This is a genomic window from Nocardia bhagyanarayanae (assembly GCF_006716565.1).
In the GTDB taxonomy this organism is placed as follows: domain Bacteria; phylum Actinomycetota; class Actinomycetes; order Mycobacteriales; family Mycobacteriaceae; genus Nocardia; species Nocardia bhagyanarayanae.
The window spans coordinates 1033405-1047875 of record NZ_VFPG01000001.1 but is presented as its reverse complement, the minus strand read 5'-3'; the positions used below and the strand labels follow the sequence as shown (position 1 = coordinate 1047875).

16 protein-coding genes are annotated in these 14471 nt (G+C 68.4%); 8 read left to right on the top strand and 8 right to left on the bottom strand.

Annotated features, from left to right (window positions below; genetic code table 11):
• The first annotated feature begins 319 nt into the window (after positions 1-319).
• Positions 320-643: a WhiB family transcriptional regulator gene (locus FB390_RS04180; protein WP_011206869.1), complete on the top strand. Its 324-nt coding sequence runs from the start codon at positions 320-322 to the stop codon at positions 641-643.
• Positions 644-729: 86 nt separating this feature from the next.
• Here FB390_RS04180 and bagB read toward each other — a convergent pair whose 3' ends face one another.
• The gene (gene bagB, locus FB390_RS04175; protein ID WP_141807760.1) at positions 730-1842 is read right to left on the bottom strand and encodes an ATPase BagB; all 1113 of its coding nucleotides are present in this window, start codon (positions 1840-1842) and stop codon (positions 730-732) included.
• Positions 1839-2858, bottom strand: a complete 1020-nt coding sequence (gene bagA / locus FB390_RS04170; protein ID WP_141811532.1) for an ATPase BagA — start codon at positions 2856-2858, stop codon at positions 1839-1841. Before bagA ends, bagB begins: the two co-directional genes overlap by 4 nt.
• Before the next feature lie 199 nt (positions 2859-3057).
• Between bagA and sp36 the strand changes: the two genes are divergently transcribed.
• From sp36 to FB390_RS04155, 3 genes are read left to right on the top strand one after another with little or no spacing between them, the layout of a single operon-like run.
• Entirely contained in the window at positions 3058-3222 is a 165-nt protein-coding gene (sp36, locus tag FB390_RS04165; protein ID WP_085999251.1) for a Sp36 family protein, read from the top strand.
• A gap of 3 nt (positions 3223-3225) precedes the next feature.
• Entirely contained in the window at positions 3226-3699 is a 474-nt protein-coding gene (locus FB390_RS04160; protein WP_141807759.1) for a RidA family protein, read from the top strand.
• 40 nt (positions 3700-3739) lie between these two features.
• The gene (locus tag FB390_RS04155) at positions 3740-4531 is read left to right on the top strand and encodes an MBL fold metallo-hydrolase (protein WP_141807758.1); all 792 of its coding nucleotides are present in this window, start codon (positions 3740-3742) and stop codon (positions 4529-4531) included.
• Positions 4532-4606: 75 nt separating this feature from the next.
• Here FB390_RS04155 and FB390_RS04150 read toward each other — a convergent pair whose 3' ends face one another.
• Complete coding sequence (locus FB390_RS04150) at positions 4607-5281, bottom strand: Crp/Fnr family transcriptional regulator (protein ID WP_011206875.1); 675 nt, start codon at positions 5279-5281, stop codon at positions 4607-4609.
• A gap of 136 nt (positions 5282-5417) precedes the next feature.
• A complete protein-coding gene (locus FB390_RS04145) occupies positions 5418-5660 on the bottom strand; it encodes a hypothetical protein (RefSeq protein WP_067790206.1) in 243 nt (80 codons plus the stop codon).
• Between the two features lie 244 nt (positions 5661-5904).
• Here FB390_RS04145 and nth point away from each other — a divergent pair, with 244 nt between their 5' ends.
• The 4 genes from nth (at position 5905) to FB390_RS04125 (ending at position 9308) form a co-directional block, all read left to right on the top strand.
• Positions 5905-6585, top strand: coding sequence for an endonuclease III (gene nth, locus FB390_RS04140; RefSeq protein ID WP_185756935.1), 681 nt, complete (start codon positions 5905-5907; stop codon positions 6583-6585).
• Positions 6586-6647: 62 nt separating this feature from the next.
• On the top strand, positions 6648-7265 hold the full coding sequence (locus FB390_RS04135; RefSeq protein WP_185757205.1) for a TlpA family protein disulfide reductase: 618 nt from the start codon (positions 6648-6650) through the stop codon (positions 7263-7265).
• Between the two features lie 133 nt (positions 7266-7398).
• On the top strand, positions 7399-8118 hold the full coding sequence (locus FB390_RS04130) for an NUDIX hydrolase (protein WP_141807755.1): 720 nt from the start codon (positions 7399-7401) through the stop codon (positions 8116-8118).
• Positions 8115-9308, top strand: a complete 1194-nt coding sequence (locus tag FB390_RS04125) for a MarP family serine protease (protein WP_141807754.1) — start codon at positions 8115-8117, stop codon at positions 9306-9308. The genes FB390_RS04130 and FB390_RS04125 overlap by 4 nt, the downstream gene beginning before the upstream one ends.
• Positions 9309-9375: 67 nt before the next feature.
• Here the strand turns inward: FB390_RS04125 and FB390_RS04120 are convergent, their stop codons facing one another.
• The 4 genes from FB390_RS04120 to acs all read right to left on the bottom strand — a co-directional run bounded on the left by FB390_RS04120 (position 9376) and on the right by acs (position 14335).
• Positions 9376-10311 carry an alpha/beta fold hydrolase gene (locus tag FB390_RS04120; RefSeq protein ID WP_141807753.1) on the bottom strand — a complete coding sequence of 312 codons (936 nt, stop codon included), beginning with the start codon at positions 10309-10311 and terminating at the stop codon, positions 9376-9378.
• Between the two features lie 52 nt (positions 10312-10363).
• A complete protein-coding gene (locus FB390_RS04115; protein ID WP_141807752.1) occupies positions 10364-10870 on the bottom strand; it encodes a phage holin family protein in 507 nt (168 codons plus the stop codon).
• A 124-nt stretch (positions 10871-10994) separates the two neighbouring features.
• Positions 10995-12215: a Na+/H+ antiporter NhaA gene (gene nhaA / locus FB390_RS04110; RefSeq protein ID WP_141807751.1), complete on the bottom strand. Its 1221-nt coding sequence runs from the start codon at positions 12213-12215 to the stop codon at positions 10995-10997.
• A gap of 164 nt (positions 12216-12379) precedes the next feature.
• Positions 12380-14335: an acetate--CoA ligase gene (acs, locus tag FB390_RS04105; RefSeq protein ID WP_141807750.1), complete on the bottom strand. Its 1956-nt coding sequence runs from the start codon at positions 14333-14335 to the stop codon at positions 12380-12382.
• Positions 14336-14471: the final 136 nt, after the last annotated feature.

Below are 14471 nucleotides of genomic sequence, written 5' to 3'. Positions count from 1 at the left end.
CGAAGACGAGATCCGGCGTTAGTCCAGGCCTATTGGGCGTGTCGCGCAGGCGTGTCCGGCGTGTCGGACACTGGCGTGTCGCGAATCGGCCCGACCGACCGGTTCCTTATCACGTTTGCATGGACGGGCGTACCAAAAAATCTCGAGACGGTCTTGCGCTCGGGCCATACCTTTACCTAGATTGAGAACCCAGTGTGATGGAGCTAACACTCAAAGTGGAATGTGGTTCAGAGCGCAGCGGGGTTCGGGTTGCTGCGATCTGGCACGCGATTCTGGAGCGCCGTTGACCCGGTGTTCGGACTGCAAAGGGGCACACCAAATGCATATGACAACCCCCATCGCTCGATTGGACGTAGAGCAGGCCGAAGCGCGAATCGCCTGGGTATCCCAGGCCCGATGCAAGGAAGTGGATCCCGATCAGTTGTTCGTCCGCGGCGCGGCGCAGCGCAAAGCGGCGACGATCTGCAGGCACTGTCCGGTGCTGATGCAATGTGGAGCCGATGCTCTCGACAATCGCGTCGAGTTCGGCGTGTGGGGTGGGATGACCGAAAGGCAGCGAAGGGCGCTGCTGAAACAGCATCCCGAGGTGACCTCTTGGGCCGATTTCTTCCAGGCCCAGCGCCAGCACCAAGTGGCGATGTAGTCGAAAGAACGAGAAACCGAGCCCGCGATTGCGGGCTCGGTTTCGTTTGCGCCTATAGCGATTCCGCGTCAATACCGAACGTTTTGTTAAGCGGAGGCGAGGGCTCCGGTCAGCTGGTCGCCTACCGCGCGCAGTGCCTCGAGATCGGAGACCTCGAACGGCAGCGCGGTCACCGGGACCATCGGCACTCGCGGATGCGCACCGGTGAATCGGTGCAGCAGGTGCTGTTCGCGCTTGGCCGTGGCGACCCGTTCGGCGTGGATGCGCAGCACCGAGCTGGTGAGCGGATCGGATTCGGCCAGTTGGTCGGCGGCGGTGAGCGCGTGATCGGCGGGCAGATCGCTCAGCGCCGGATGCGTCCTGTTGAGTACCAATCCCGCGAGCGGCATCTGCTCGGTGGAGAGCCGGTCGACGAAGAACGACGCCTCCCGCAACGCGTCCGGTTCCGCGGCGGCCACCACCAGGAAGTGCGTGCCCGGCTTGGAAAGCAACGCGTAGGTACGGTCGGCGCGGTCCTGGAAACCGCCGAACAGCGATTCCAGCGACTGCAGGAAGACCGACGCGTCCTTGAGCAGTTGCCCGCCGACCACGGTGGACACGCCGCGCATGGCCAGGCTCATCGCGCCCGTGACGAACCGGCCGACGCCGCGTCCCGGCGCCATGATGAGCCGGATCATCTTGCCGTTCAGGAAGTTACCGAGGCGCTTGGGCGCGTCGAGGAAGTCGAGTGCGTTGCGCGACGGCGGGGTGTCGACCACGATCAGGTCCCATTCCCGCTTGTTGGCGAGTTGCCCGAGTTTCTCCATGGCCATGTATTCCTGCGTGCCGCCGAAGGACGACGCGAGGGTCTGATAGATCGGGTTGGCGAAGATCTGCTCGGCCTTCTCCGGTGTGGTGTGCTCGAGCACCATGTCGTCGAACGTGCGACGCATGTTCAGCATCATCGCGTACAGCTCGCCCTTGGCCTCCGGGCCGAGCGCCACCCGTTGCGGGGTGTTGTCCAGGTCGGCGACGCCGAGTGACTGGGCCAGTCGGCGCGCCGGGTCGATCGTCAGCACGACGACCTTGCGGCCCAACTCGGCGGCGCGCAGCGCGATCGCGGCGGCGGTGGTGGTCTTGCCGACGCCGCCGGAGCCGCAGCACACCACGACCCGCGCGGTGGGATCGGCGATGATCTTCGAGATATCCAGCGTCGTCATCGCACTCCCTGCGCGCTCAGATGTTCGGCTAGCTCGTACAGTCCGCCGAGGTCCATGCCGTCGGCCAACGCGGGCAGGTGCAGCTGCGACACGTCGACCTTGTTCAGTTCGGCCGCGCTGGCGTCCTGGGCCTGCAACCGGGCCGAGTGCTCGAAGGTCTCGGTGATCAGGCCTTCGAAACTGTCCTCCGGCAAGGCGATTCCGGCTCGCTCGAGTCCGGCGCGGATGGCGGCCCGGTCGATGTCGCCCTCGGCGGCGCGGTTGCGCACGTCGGTGGGCAGGAAGCTCTCGCCGGCGCGGTTCACGATCACCGTGCCGATGCGCAGGTTGTTGGCGGTGAGTTCGGCGACGGCGTCGGCGGTCTCCTGCACCGGCAGCGCCTCGAGCAGCGTGACCAGGTGGATCATCGTCTGATCCGAATGCAGCAGCCGGGAAACGCCCTCGGCCTGCGAGGCGATCGGCCCGCCCTTGGCGATCTCGACCATCGCGGTGGTGACGTCGAGGAAGCTGGCGATCCGGCCGGTAGGCGGTGCGTCGACGACGATTTCGTCGTAGACCCGCTTACCCGTGCTGTCCACGCGGACCGCGCACTCCTTGATCTTGCCGGTCAAGATGACGTCGCGCAGACCGGGCGCGATCGTGGTGACGAACTCGACGGCGCCCATCCTGCGCATCGCCCGTCCCGCGAAGCCCAGGTTGTAGAACATGTCGAGGTATTCCAGAAAGGCGTGCTCGATGTCGAGCGCCAGCGCGACCACCTCGCCGCCGCCGTCCGCGGTGGCGATTCTCGTCTCGGTCGGTGGCAGCGGCGGCAGGTCGAACAGCTGCGCGATCGACTGTCTGCTCTCGACTTCGACCAGCAGCACCCGGCGTCCGCCCGCGGCCAGTGCCAGCGCGAGCGCGGCGGCGACCGTCGACTTGCCCGTTCCCCCTTTGCCGGAGACGTAGTGCAAGCGGGCCTTTTCCGCGCGCTTCGGCCAACCCGTTTCCAGCCCCGGCTCCGCCGAAATAGGCACTGCTGTTGGTACTCCCACGTTCGCGAGCCTATAACCCGTTATGCGATCACGCCCTAGGGATACGGTCACACTGCCGTTTTCGGCACCTTCTGTACCAGACAGTCCCTCCGGCCGCTATCATCCCGCCGGCCGTCGAGGCATATCGCGACAAGCGAGCCCGGAACGCGCGGCGCCGCGGGCTCGCCCATAAACTCACCGCATGAGTGATGTGACCCTGTGGGAGTACGCGACCGTTCCGCTGCTTACGCACGCGACCAAGCAAATTCTCGATCAGTGGGGCGCCGACGGCTGGGAGCTGGTGACGGTGCTGCCCGGCCCGACCGGCGAGCAGCATGTTGCGTACCTGAAGCGTCCGAGGCAGTAGGCCGTGGCTGTCGACGCGGCCACCCCGTGGCGGAAGAACCTGGAGCGGCTCGGGCTGGCCGTGCCCGCCGTGGCCGCGCCGGTCGCGGCGTACATCCCGGCGGTGCGCAGCGGTTCGCTCGTCTACACCTCCGGCCAGCTGCCTTTCGTGAACGGCGAGCTGTCGGCGACCGGCAAGGTCGGCGCCGAGGTCTCGCTGGAGGCGGCGGCCGAGGCGGCGCGGCTGTGCGCGCTCAACGCGCTGGCCGCGGTGCACGACCTGGTCGGGCTGGACGAGGTCGTGCGGATCGTCAAGGTGGTCGGTTTCGTCGCGTCCGCGCCGGGATTCACCGATCAGCCGCTGGTGATCAACGGCGCCTCGGAGTTCCTCGGTGAGGTCTTCGGCGACGCGGGCGTGCACGCGCGTTCGGCCGTCGGCGTCTCCGAACTTCCGAAGAACACCCCGGTCGAGGTCGAACTGATCGCCGAGGTGCGTTAGACAGGTTGTCGGACAACGATTCCGAGACCGAGGTAATGCGATGACGCCTTCTCATCCCGCGTACGGGCAATTGCGCCAGGTGACGCCGACGGCGGCGGTGCTGCTCGCGGACAATCCCGGCCAGATGACCCTGGACGGCACCAACACCTGGATCCTGCGCGCGCCGGATGCGTCGGAGTACGTCGTGGTCGACCCGGGGCCGAAGGACAAGAAACACAGCGAGGCCATCGCCAGTGTCACCGACGGCAAGATCGCGCTGACCCTGATCACGCACCGCCACCACGATCACACCGGCGGCATCGAGCGACTGGTGAAGCTGACCGGCACGCCGGTGCGCGCGAAGGATCCCGAATTCCTGCGCGGCGCGGACGCGCCGCTGGCAGACGGCGAGGTGATCGAGGCCGCCGGGCTACGGATCGGTGTGCTGGCCACACCTGGGCACACCGCCGACTCGCTGAGCTTCGTGCTCGACGACGCGGTGCTCACCGGCGACACCATCCTCGGCAGCGGCACCACCGTGCTGGACTCCACCGACGGCACCCTCGCCGATTACCTCGGTTCGCTGGACCGGCTCATCGAGGCGGGTGCGGGCAAGGCGCTGCTGCCCGCACACGGTCCGGACCACCCGGATCTGGAACCGGTCGCCCGGTACTACATCCAGCACCGCAGGGAGCGGCTCGACCAGGTGCGCGCCGCGCTCGCCGAGCTCGGTCCGGACGCGGGCGCCATGGCGGTGGTGCGCAAGGTGTACGCGGACGTGGACAAGCGGCTCTGGCCGGCCGCCCGCAGCTCGGTGCAGGCGCAACTGGAGTATCTGCGCGCCGAGCGGTAGCTCACCCGAAACGCGACGGCCCGCCGGATCCAGTGGAGCGCTGAATCCGGCGGGCCGTGCCGTGTCGGAAGCGGGTCAGCGAGCGCGCCGCGCGAGCCGCTCGGAGTCGGAGATGAGCACGCTCTTGCCCTCCAGCCGCAGCCAGCCGCGGTGCGCGAAGTCGGCGAGCGCCTTGTTGACGGTCTCGCGAGACGCGCCGACGAGCTGGGCGATCTCCTCCTGGGTGAGGTCGTGGGTGACCCGGAGGGCGCCGGCCTCCTGCGTGCCGAACCGCTGCGCGAGCTGCAGCAGAGCCTTGGCGACGCGACCGGGGACGTCGGTGAAGATCAGGTCGGCGAGGTTGTTGTTGGTGCGCCGCAGACGGCGGGCGAGCACGCGGAGCAGCTGCTCGGCGATCTCGGGCCGCTGGTCGATCCAGGACTTGAGGGCGTCGCGATCCATCGTGACGGCGCGGACCTCGGTGACCGTGGTGGCGGTCGAGGTGCGCGGGCCGGGGTCGAAGATCGACAGCTCGCCGAACATGTCCGACGGGCCCATGATGGTGAGCAGGTTCTCCCGGCCGTCCGGGGAACGTCGGCCGATCTTCACCTTGCCCGAGGTGATGATGTAGAGCCGATCGCCGGGTTCGCCCTCGTTGAAAATGACATGGCCGCGCGGGAAATCCACCGGCTGCAGTTGTTTGGCGAGTGCCGCCACCGCGGTGGGCTCTACGCCTTGGAAGATGCCTGCTCTGGCGAGGGCCTCGTCCACGAATGTGCTCCTTATGGGAAATGGCTCTGGGCTGGACCGAAGCGAATCGGCCAACAGCGCAGTCTACGCGGCATTGTGGCGGCGTAGTGACAGACACCACGTAACGAGTGGATTGCGTGGTGTCCAGGTAGTGGATTCAGCTCGCCCGAGCGACGTCCAGGTCGTCGTTACGGGAACGGCGCTTGCGCATCCGGGCCACCGCTGCGGGCAGTCCGGCCTTCGTCAACTCCTTGACCTCGGCGTTGCTTGCCCTGTCCAGGTACTGCTGAACCTCGGGGTCGGGTTCGAGAAGTTTGCGGAGCCGATTCTCGACCCGCTCCATCAGCAGTGCGAACAGCATCAACACCACTGGGAAGAGCACCACAGCGAGTCCTTGCATATCGAGGAGTAAACACGCTGAAGGTCTCAGATGGAACACGGCAGTAGATCTGAGCGGCCAACTTGTCGGAGCGGTTCCGTAAGGTGGACGCGTGCGTGCCTCCCCGTCTGTGACCGATGTGAACGGGTCGTCGGCTGCCGCCGGGGCGACCGATGCGCAACCTGCGGGGGTGGCCGTTCCGAAACGGAAATCTCGCGCGCGACAGGCGGAAACGAAGCTCGGGCTTGTACGGAGGGCGCGCCGGATGAACCGCACCCTCGCGGCCGCTTTTCCCGACGCGCACTGTGAGCTGGATTTCACCACTCCGCTCGAATTGGCGGTCGCGACAATCCTTTCCGCGCAGTGCACCGACGAGCGCGTGAATCTCACCACTCCCGCCGTCTTCGCCAAGTACCGCAGCGCGCGCGATTACGCCGAGGCGAACCGCGCGGAGCTGGAGGAATACATCCGGCCGACGGGGTTCTACCGGAACAAGACGAGCTCGCTGATCGGCCTCGGGCAAGCCCTGGTGACCCAGTACGATGGTGAATTACCTCACACCCTCGCCGAACTGGTGAAGTTGCCCGGCATCGGCCGCAAGACTGCCAACGTCATCCTCGGCAACGCCTTCGACGTGCCGGGCATCACGGTCGACACGCATTTCGGCAGGCTGGTCCGCCGGTGGGGCTGGACCACCGAGGAAGATCCGGTCAAGGTCGAACACGCCGTCGGCGAACTCGTCGAGCGCAAGGAATGGACGATGCTGTCCCATCGCGTGATCTTTCACGGTCGGCGGGTGTGCCATGCCAGGAAGCCGGCGTGCGGCGCGTGCGTGCTCGCCGGCGACTGCCCGTCGTTCGGTGCCGGGCCGACCGAGCCGGAGCTCGCGGCGAAGCTGGTGAAGGGTCCGGAGCGCGAACACCTGCTCGGGATGGTCGGCCTGTGAGATCGCGGGCCGCGGACGAAACGCCGCGGGAAAAGGATTCCGGTACGGCGAGATTTTCCTCCGTGGTGCGCTGGGCGCTGGTCGGCTTGATCGTGGTCGTCGCCGCGGTGATCGCGCTGTGGCCGCGCGGCGGTGGCGAGGACACCGCGTCGGATTCGCGACCCGCGTCCGGCGCGCAGCAGGTTCCCGCGCAACTGCGCGCCGATGCCGCGCTCGCACCCTGTCCCCGGGCCGCGCCGGACGCGACGGGAGCGGGACCGCTGGCCGGGATCACCCTGACCTGCCTGGCCGACGGCGCGCCCGTCGACCTCGCCGCCGCGCTCGCGGGCAAACCCGCGCTGCTCAACCTCTGGGCCTACTGGTGCGGACCGTGCGCCGAGGAGTTGCCGTACCTGCGCCAGTACGCGGAGCGAGCGGGCGACGCCCTGACGGTGCTCACCGTGCACAGCGATCCCGAAGAGGCCAAGGCGCTTTTGCGTCTCACGGGATTGGACGTGCGTCTGCCCGGTGTGCTCGACGGCGACGCGAAGGTGCGCGCGGCCGTCGGCGCCCCTGCCGTGCTGCCGATTTCGCTGCTGGTTCGCCCGGATGGTTCCCTTGCACAGGTTGTCGTGCGAACGTTTACCGGCGTCGACGACATTGCCGATACGGTGGCAACGGCGCTCGGAGTGCGAGCGTGACGGCGCGCGTGGTCGGACACGATGTTTGCGATGCCGTGAGAAGGTCTACACCGCAAGACATCTCGCAGCGTCTGTTGCGGGCGGACAGAACGGTTGTGGAGGTGGTGGTGCGCAGGTTCACCGGGGGAGCGGCATGACGATTCCGCTGCCGACCGACGTTCCGCATTGGCTGCGCCGGGCCGTCGAGCCCGCGCACGCCGACGCGAGCGACACGTTGACGATCGCGCGCGCTCTGCGCCGAGCCATGACGATCACCGGCGAGCCGCGCCAGGCCGCCGTGCTGGTGCTGTTCAGCGGTTCGACCGAGGACGATCCGACGGCTCCCGGCGGGTTGCCCCCCGACGCCGACGTGCTGCTGACCCAGCGCGCCTCGACCATGCGCCAGCACCGGGGACAGGTCGCCTTCCCCGGCGGCGCGGTCGATCCCGAGGACGAGGGGCCGATCGATACCGCGCTGCGCGAGGCGTGCGAGGAGACCGGCGTTTTGCGCGAGCACGTCCAGCCGCTCGCGGTGCTGCCGAAAGTCTTCGTGCCGCCGTCGCGGTTCGATGTGACACCGGTCGTGGCCTACTGGCACACGCCAGGTGAGGTGCGGGTGGTGAACGAGAGCGAGACCGAGCGGGTGGTGCGAGTGCCGCTCTCCGAGATGCTCGACCCGGCCAATCGCTTCCTCGTCCGCGGCAGCCTCGGCTACCAGAGCCCGGCCTTCCAAGTCGACGGCATGCTGGTCTGGGGATTGACCGGCGGGATACTCGCGGGCATCTTCCAGTCCGCGGGCTGGGAACTGGAATGGGACCGCGACGATGTGCGGGACCTGGAATCGGCGCTCGCCGCAGTGGGGATGACCTTATGAGCTCCTCGGCCTGGCTCGACATCATCGTGGTGCTGCTCGCCTTGGCCGCGGCCGCGTCCGGCTGGCGGCAGGGCGCTGTGGCCTCGGCGCTGGCCTTCCTCGGCGTCGTGCTCGGCGCCGTCGCGGGCATCCTCATCGCGCCGCACATTCTGGTGCACGTCGACGAGGGGCGAACCAGGGTGCTCACCGGTGTGCTGCTCATCGTGCTGTTGGTGATCGTCGGCGAGGTCGCGGGCATGGTGCTCGGCCGCGCCGCGCGCAGCGGGATGCGGCATCCGTTCACCCGCAGCGTGGACAGCGTGGTCGGTGCGATGCTGCAGGCGGTGGCGGTGCTGGTCACCGCGTGGCTCTTGGCGCTGCCGCTGGCCACCTCGTCGCAGCCCGCGATCGCCACCGCGATCAACGGTTCGCGGGTGCTCGCCGACGTCAACCAGGTCGCGCCGAACTGGCTGCGCAAGGTCCCCAACGAATTCTCCAAGCTGCTCAACACTTCCGGCCTGCCGGACGTGATCGGTCCTTTCGGCCGCGCGCCCATCGCCGCGGTCGAGCCGCCGGATCCGAGCGTGCTCGCCAGCCCCGTCGCGGCCTCGCTGCAACAGAGCGTGCTGCGCATCCGCGGCGTCGCGCCGAGTTGCCAGCGCGCGCTGGAGGGTTCGGGCTTCGTCATCGCGCCGGAGCGGGTGATGACCAACGCCCACGTGGTCGCGGGCACTACCAGCGTCGCGGTGGACACCCCGCGCGGACCGCTGGACGCCAGCGTCGTTCTTTTCGATCCGTCCAAGGACATCGCGGTGCTCTCGGTGCCCGGCCTGACCTCACCGGTCGTGCCGCAGGCCCCGGCGCCCGCGCGCTCCGGCGACAGCGCGATCGTGCTCGGCTACCCCGGCGGCGGACCGTACACGGCCAGCGCGGCCCGCGTCCGCGAGACGCTGGACCTCACCGGCCCGACGATCTACCGCAACGGCACCGTCGAGCGCGAGGTCTACACGGTTCGCGGCCTGGTGCGCGCGGGCAACTCCGGCGGCCCGCTGGTGGACACCGAAGGCCAGGTGCTCGGCGTCGTCTTCGGCGCCGCGGTCACCGACGACGACACGGGTTACGTGCTGACCCTCGACGAGGTCCGCTCCGACCTCGACGCGGCCCCCAACGCGAACCTCCCCGTCGACACAGGCGCCTGCGTACTCAGCTGAGTGCTGAAACGACCACGGCCGCCGACTGCTCGATCAGTCGGCGGCCGTGCGGCGTTCCGAGGACTTGTCAGCCGAGGAACTTGGCCAGTTCCGCGGTGACCACGTCCGGGTTCTCCTGGTGCGCGAAGTGGGCGGCGTTGGGGACGGTGACCATTCGGCGGTGCGGCGACCATCGCAGGCCGCGGTGGAAGGTGGAGCGCAGCAAGTAGTTGTCGGATTCGCCGCGCAGGGCGAGTACCGGGATGCCGATGGGGACGCGGACGGTGGCCATGAAGCGGCGGCCGTCGGGGCGCCACTGGCTGCGGAACGCCCAGCGCTGATATTCCAGCGCGCAGTGCGCGGCGCCGGGGATCTGGATGGCCGAGCGCATGCGCCGGGCCGCGTCCACGAATTCGGCGGTCCCCGACCATGATCCGGTGACCCGCTGCCGCAGCAGACGCTCGACCTCGAACCCGTCGTTGGTGGTCAGCCGGTATTCCGGGTAGCGGGGGAGCTGGTAGCGCAGGAAGTTCGGCAGCCAGGTCCTGCGTTGCCGCCGATCGCGCAGCACGGCGCTCTTGAGCGCGCCAGGGTGCGGCGAACTCACCAGGGCGATGGCGCGCACCAGCCTCGGATGCAACACAGCGGTGGCCCAGCAGACCAGCCCGCCTTCCGCGTGGCCGACCAGCGCGGCCTCGGTGTGCCCGAGCGCGCGAATGAGTCCGGCGATGTCACCGGCGAGTGTCCAGCCGTCGTAGCCGCGCGGCGGTTTGTCGCTGTCGCCGTAGCCGCGCAGGTCCACCGCGACCGCGCGGAAACCCATCTCGGTGAGCCCGGTCAGCTGATGTCGCCAGGACCACCAGAAGTCGGCGAAGCCGTGCAGCAGCACCACCAGCGGCGCATCGGTGCGCTCGGGCGCGGCCTCCACGACATGGAATCGAATGCCGTTGGCATGAACGTCCCGGTGGGTCCACGGACCGTCGTAACGGACGCTGGACGGATCCGGAAGGAAGTTCGACGACACGCCGACCGAGCCTAGTGGTCGGCGGGCGGCGCCGCGACGACGACCCGCACGGTCAGTTGGTGCGCTTTTCCAGCGCCAGGTGCTCGTCGTGCGCGGCGGCGCCGAATCCGCTCGGCAGCACGGAGCGCGCCTGCTTCAGCGAATCGATCGTCTTCTCCGGCGCGCGCAGCTTCTTCACCCGCCGATAGCCGAGGAACGCGAGGGCCGCGGTCGCGACGACCATCAGAAGGAACACGATCAGGAACGCGGCCCACCTGACCAGCCACACGTCGAGCAGCTCGCCGAGGAAGAAGAAAAAGAAGAAGGTGCTGAACAGCAGCACGGTCAGCGCGAGGATGAAGTAGACGCTGCCCTGCAGGCCCTTCTTGATCTCGCCGGTGACCTCGGCCTTGGCCAGCTCGACCTCGGCGCGCACCAGCGTCGACATCTGCTCGGCCGCGTCGCGGACCAGGGTGCCGAAGCTGGCGGAGCCGATCGGATTGGCATCGGTCAGCGGAATGGAGGTGACCGTGCGCCCGCTCTGCGCGTCGTTCCCGTTACCGCCCTGGGTGAAACTCACTTGGTCGACCCTTCTCCCTGTCCCGGCACTGCTTTCGGCTCCGTCACGCAGGCTACCGCCTGCGGGCCCGTCGCTCGCATGGTGTTCCTGCTGTGGCGCGCTCCCGGGCTCGCTCGCGCCGCTTTCACTCGTCCGGTTCTAGCGCACGAGCCGCGCGCCGCGCCTGGTGGACACGCCCACGCCGCAACAGTAGCGCCGAACCGGCGAGCGATGCCGCCATGGAGGTCACCAGCACCGCGGCCTTCGCCAATTCGACGGCCGAGCCGTCGCCGACGTCGGCCAGCGCGAGTTCCGCCACGAGAAGGCTAACCGTGAAGCCGATCGCGCCGAGCACCGACAGGGCGAACATGTCGCGGTATTCGAGGTCGGCCGGTTTCTTGGCGATGCCGAACCGAATTGCCACGCAGGTGATTCCGAAGATGCCGATGGTCTTGCCGAGCAACAGCCCGAGAATGATCGCCAGCGAGAGCCGGTTGGTGAACAGCTCGCCGAAGACCTTGCCGTCCAGCGGAACTCCGGAGGCGAACAACGCGAACAGCGGCACGCACAGCCCGGCCGAGATCGGCTGGAACCGATGCTCCCACCTGGTCGCGGGCGCTTCGTCTTCGCCGGGATCCGCGCGCACCCTGGTCAGCAGGCCGAGCGCGACACCCGCCAGCGTCGGATGGATGCCCGCCTCGTGCAGCGCGTACCAGGAGACCAGCGCCAGCGGCGCATACACCACCGGCGAGGTGACCCGCCGGTGCTGCGCCAGCGCCCACGCCGCGAAGCAGGCCGCGGCGGCGAGCAGCCACAGCAGCGAGAGCGCGGTGGTGAACAGCACCGCGATCAGGATGATGGCCAGCAGATCGTCGACCACGGCCAGGCTGAGCAGGAACACCCGCGCGCCCGCCGGAATGCGCGAACCGGTCATGGCGAGTACGGCCAGCGCGAAGGCGATGTCGGTGGCGACCGGGATGGCCCAGCCGCGGTCCATGCCTTCGACCCCGAATCCGACGATCGCCGCGATCAGCGCGGGCGTGACCACGCCGCCGACCGCGGCGATGATGGGCAGCGCGGCGCGTTTTCGGTCGGCCAGCTCACCGACCACGAGCTCGCGTTTGAGCTCGAGCCCCGCGACGAAGAAGAAGACGGCGAGCAGACCGTCCTTGGCCCAATCGGCGAGCGTGAGCTCCAGGTGCAGCGGCTCGATCGGCAGCACCGTCTCGGTCATCGTGACGTAGCTGTCGACCCACGGGGAGTTAGCCCACAGCAACGCGATCGCCGCTGCGGCGAGAAGCAGGGCGCCACCGACGGTTTCGGTTCGCAGATAGCGAGCCAGCTCGGAGCGCACCTGATTGATCACGGAAAACCTCTCGGCCGGGCGTGCAGAACCACGGACCCGCGACCCGAGCCGTTCCGGCTCACACCACCTGCCCGCACGCCGACCAGACTTCCCGGCACACCTGACGCAATTCTAACGGGTACGGCCGGTGACAAGATCGGTCACCGGCCGTACCCTGCATGCCGTCAGGCGCGGCTGGCGCGGATCGCCTCGAAGACGTTCGGGTCGACGAGGGTGGAGGTGTCGCCGAGTTCGCGGCCTTCGGCGACGTCGCGCAGCAGGCGGCGCATGATTTTGCCGCTGCGGGTTTTGGGGAGTTCGGGCACGACGTGGATTTCGCGTGGTTTGGCGATGGGGCTGATCTCGCGGGCGACTTCGGCCTTGAGTTCGTCGATGAGTGCTTCGCCGGTGTCTTTGGCTTCGGCGGTGAGGATGACGAAGGCGACGATGCCTTGGCCGGTGGTGGCGTCGCTTGCGCCGACGACGGCGGCTTCGGCGACGCCGGAGTGTCCGACGAGGGCGGATTCGACTTCGGCGGTGGAGATGCGGTGGCCGGAGACGTTCATGACGTCGTCGACCCGGCCGAGCACCCACAGGTCGCCGTCGGCGTCGAGCTTGGCGCCGTCACCGGCGAAGTACCAGCCCTGTTCGGCGTAGCGCTCCCAGTAGGTGGCCTTGTAGCGCTCCATGTCGCCCCAGATGCCGCGCAGCATCGACGGCCACGGCTGGTCGAGCACCAGGTAGCCGTTGGCCTCGGTCTCGCCGCGCTGCACCGGCTTGCCCTCTTCGTCGACGACTTGAGCGGAGATGCCGGGTAGCGGTGTCATCGCGGCGCCGGGTTTGGCGGCGGTGACGCCGGGCAGCGGGGAGATCATGATCGCGCCGGTCTCGGTCTGCCACCAGGTGTCCACGATGGGTGCGGTGTTGGCGCCGACGACCTCGCGGTACCAGCGCCATGCTTCGGGGTTGATGGGTTCGCCGACCGAGCCGAGCAGCCGGATGCTGGACAGGTCGTGCGCGGCCGGGATCTCGCGGCCCCATTTCATGAAGGTGCGCACGAGGGTGGGGGCGGTGTAATAGATGGTGACGCCGTACTTTTCGACGATCTGCCAGTGGCGGTGTTCGTCGGGGAAGTTGGGGGTGCCTTCGTAGACGACCTGGGTGGCGCGGTTGGACAGTGGTCCGTAGACGATGTAGCTGTGGCCGGTGACCCAGCCGATGTCGGCGGTGCACCAGTAGACGTCTTGTCCTGGTTTGTGGTCGAAGACGTAGTGGTGGGTGTAGGAGGTCTGGGTGAGGTAGCCGCCGGAGGTGTGCAGGATGCCTTTGGGTTTTCCGGTGGTGCCGGAGGTGTAGAGGATGAACAGCGGGTGCTCGGCGTCGAAGGGCTGGGCTTCGTGCTCGGTCGAGGCCTGGGCGACGGTCTCGTGCCACCACAGGTCGCGCCCCTCGGTCCACGGCACCTCAACGTTCGTGCGGCGCACCACCAACACGTGCTCCACACTGTGCGGCACGTCGCCGTGCGCGTAGAGCGCCTCGTCCACGGCCTCCTTGAGCGGCGCGGACTTGCCGCGGCGCCACTGCCCGTCGGTGGTGATGACGAGCCGGGCGCGCGCGTCGTCGACGCGCTGGCGCAGGGCGGTGGGGGAGAAGCCCGCGAACACCACCGAGTGGGTCAGCCCGAGCCGCGCGCAGGCGAGCATCGAGACGATCGCCTCGGGGACCATGGGCATGTAGATGGCGACCCGGTCACCCGCCTCGAGCCCGAGCTCGGTCAGGTAGTTGGCGGCCTGGGACACCTCGTCGAGCAGCTGACGGTAGGTGATGTCGCGCGAGTCACCGGGTTCGCCTTCCCAGTGGATGGCGACCTGATCGCCGTGTCCGTCCAGGACGTGGCGGTCCACGCAGTTGTAGGCGACGTTGAGCTCGCCACCGACGAACCACTTGGCCACGGGCGCGTCGCTCCAGTCCAGCACCCGGTCCCATTTCCGATGCCAGTGCAGTCTCTCGGCCTGCTCGGCCCAGAAGGCGTCGCGATCGTCGGCGGCCGCCCTGTACAGCGAGGCGTCGGCGTTCGCCGCGGCGGCGAACTCCGCGCTGGGCGGATACGAGTCCCGGTGGTCGGCGGTGGTTTCGGTCATCACGTCTCTTCTTTCGCGTCGGCTCTGCCCAACCTCGACACTAGCCAACTGTGACCTACGCCGCGCCGAGGAGTACGCGCCCGGCCGCGCCGGTTCGGTGGCATAGTTTCGGTGTTTCCCCGATGTTGCCGCGTTG

What these genes read in the sequence shown, in the direction of transcription:
- nth (WP_185756935.1), top strand. Translation starts at nt 5,905, where the DNA reads ATGAACCGCACCCTCGCGGCCGCTTTTCCCGACGCGCACTGTGAGCTG.
- FB390_RS04130 (WP_141807755.1), top strand. Translation starts at nt 7,399, where the DNA reads ATGACGATTCCGCTGCCGACCGACGTTCCGCATTGGCTGCGCCGGGCC.
- FB390_RS04155 (WP_141807758.1), top strand. Translation starts at nt 3,740, where the DNA reads ATGACGCCTTCTCATCCCGCGTACGGGCAATTGCGCCAGGTGACGCCG.
- FB390_RS04180 (WP_011206869.1), top strand. Translation starts at nt 320, where the DNA reads ATGCATATGACAACCCCCATCGCTCGATTGGACGTAGAGCAGGCCGAA.
- bagB (WP_141807760.1), bottom strand. Translation starts at nt 1,842, where the DNA reads ATGACGACGCTGGATATCTCGAAGATCATCGCCGATCCCACCGCGCGG.
- acs (WP_141807750.1), bottom strand. Translation starts at nt 14,335, where the DNA reads ATGACCGAAACCACCGCCGACCACCGGGACTCGTATCCGCCCAGCGCG.
- FB390_RS04145 (WP_067790206.1), bottom strand. Translation starts at nt 5,660, where the DNA reads ATGCAAGGACTCGCTGTGGTGCTCTTCCCAGTGGTGTTGATGCTGTTC.
- FB390_RS04125 (WP_141807754.1), top strand. Translation starts at nt 8,115, where the DNA reads ATGAGCTCCTCGGCCTGGCTCGACATCATCGTGGTGCTGCTCGCCTTG.
- sp36 (WP_085999251.1), top strand. Translation starts at nt 3,058, where the DNA reads ATGAGTGATGTGACCCTGTGGGAGTACGCGACCGTTCCGCTGCTTACG.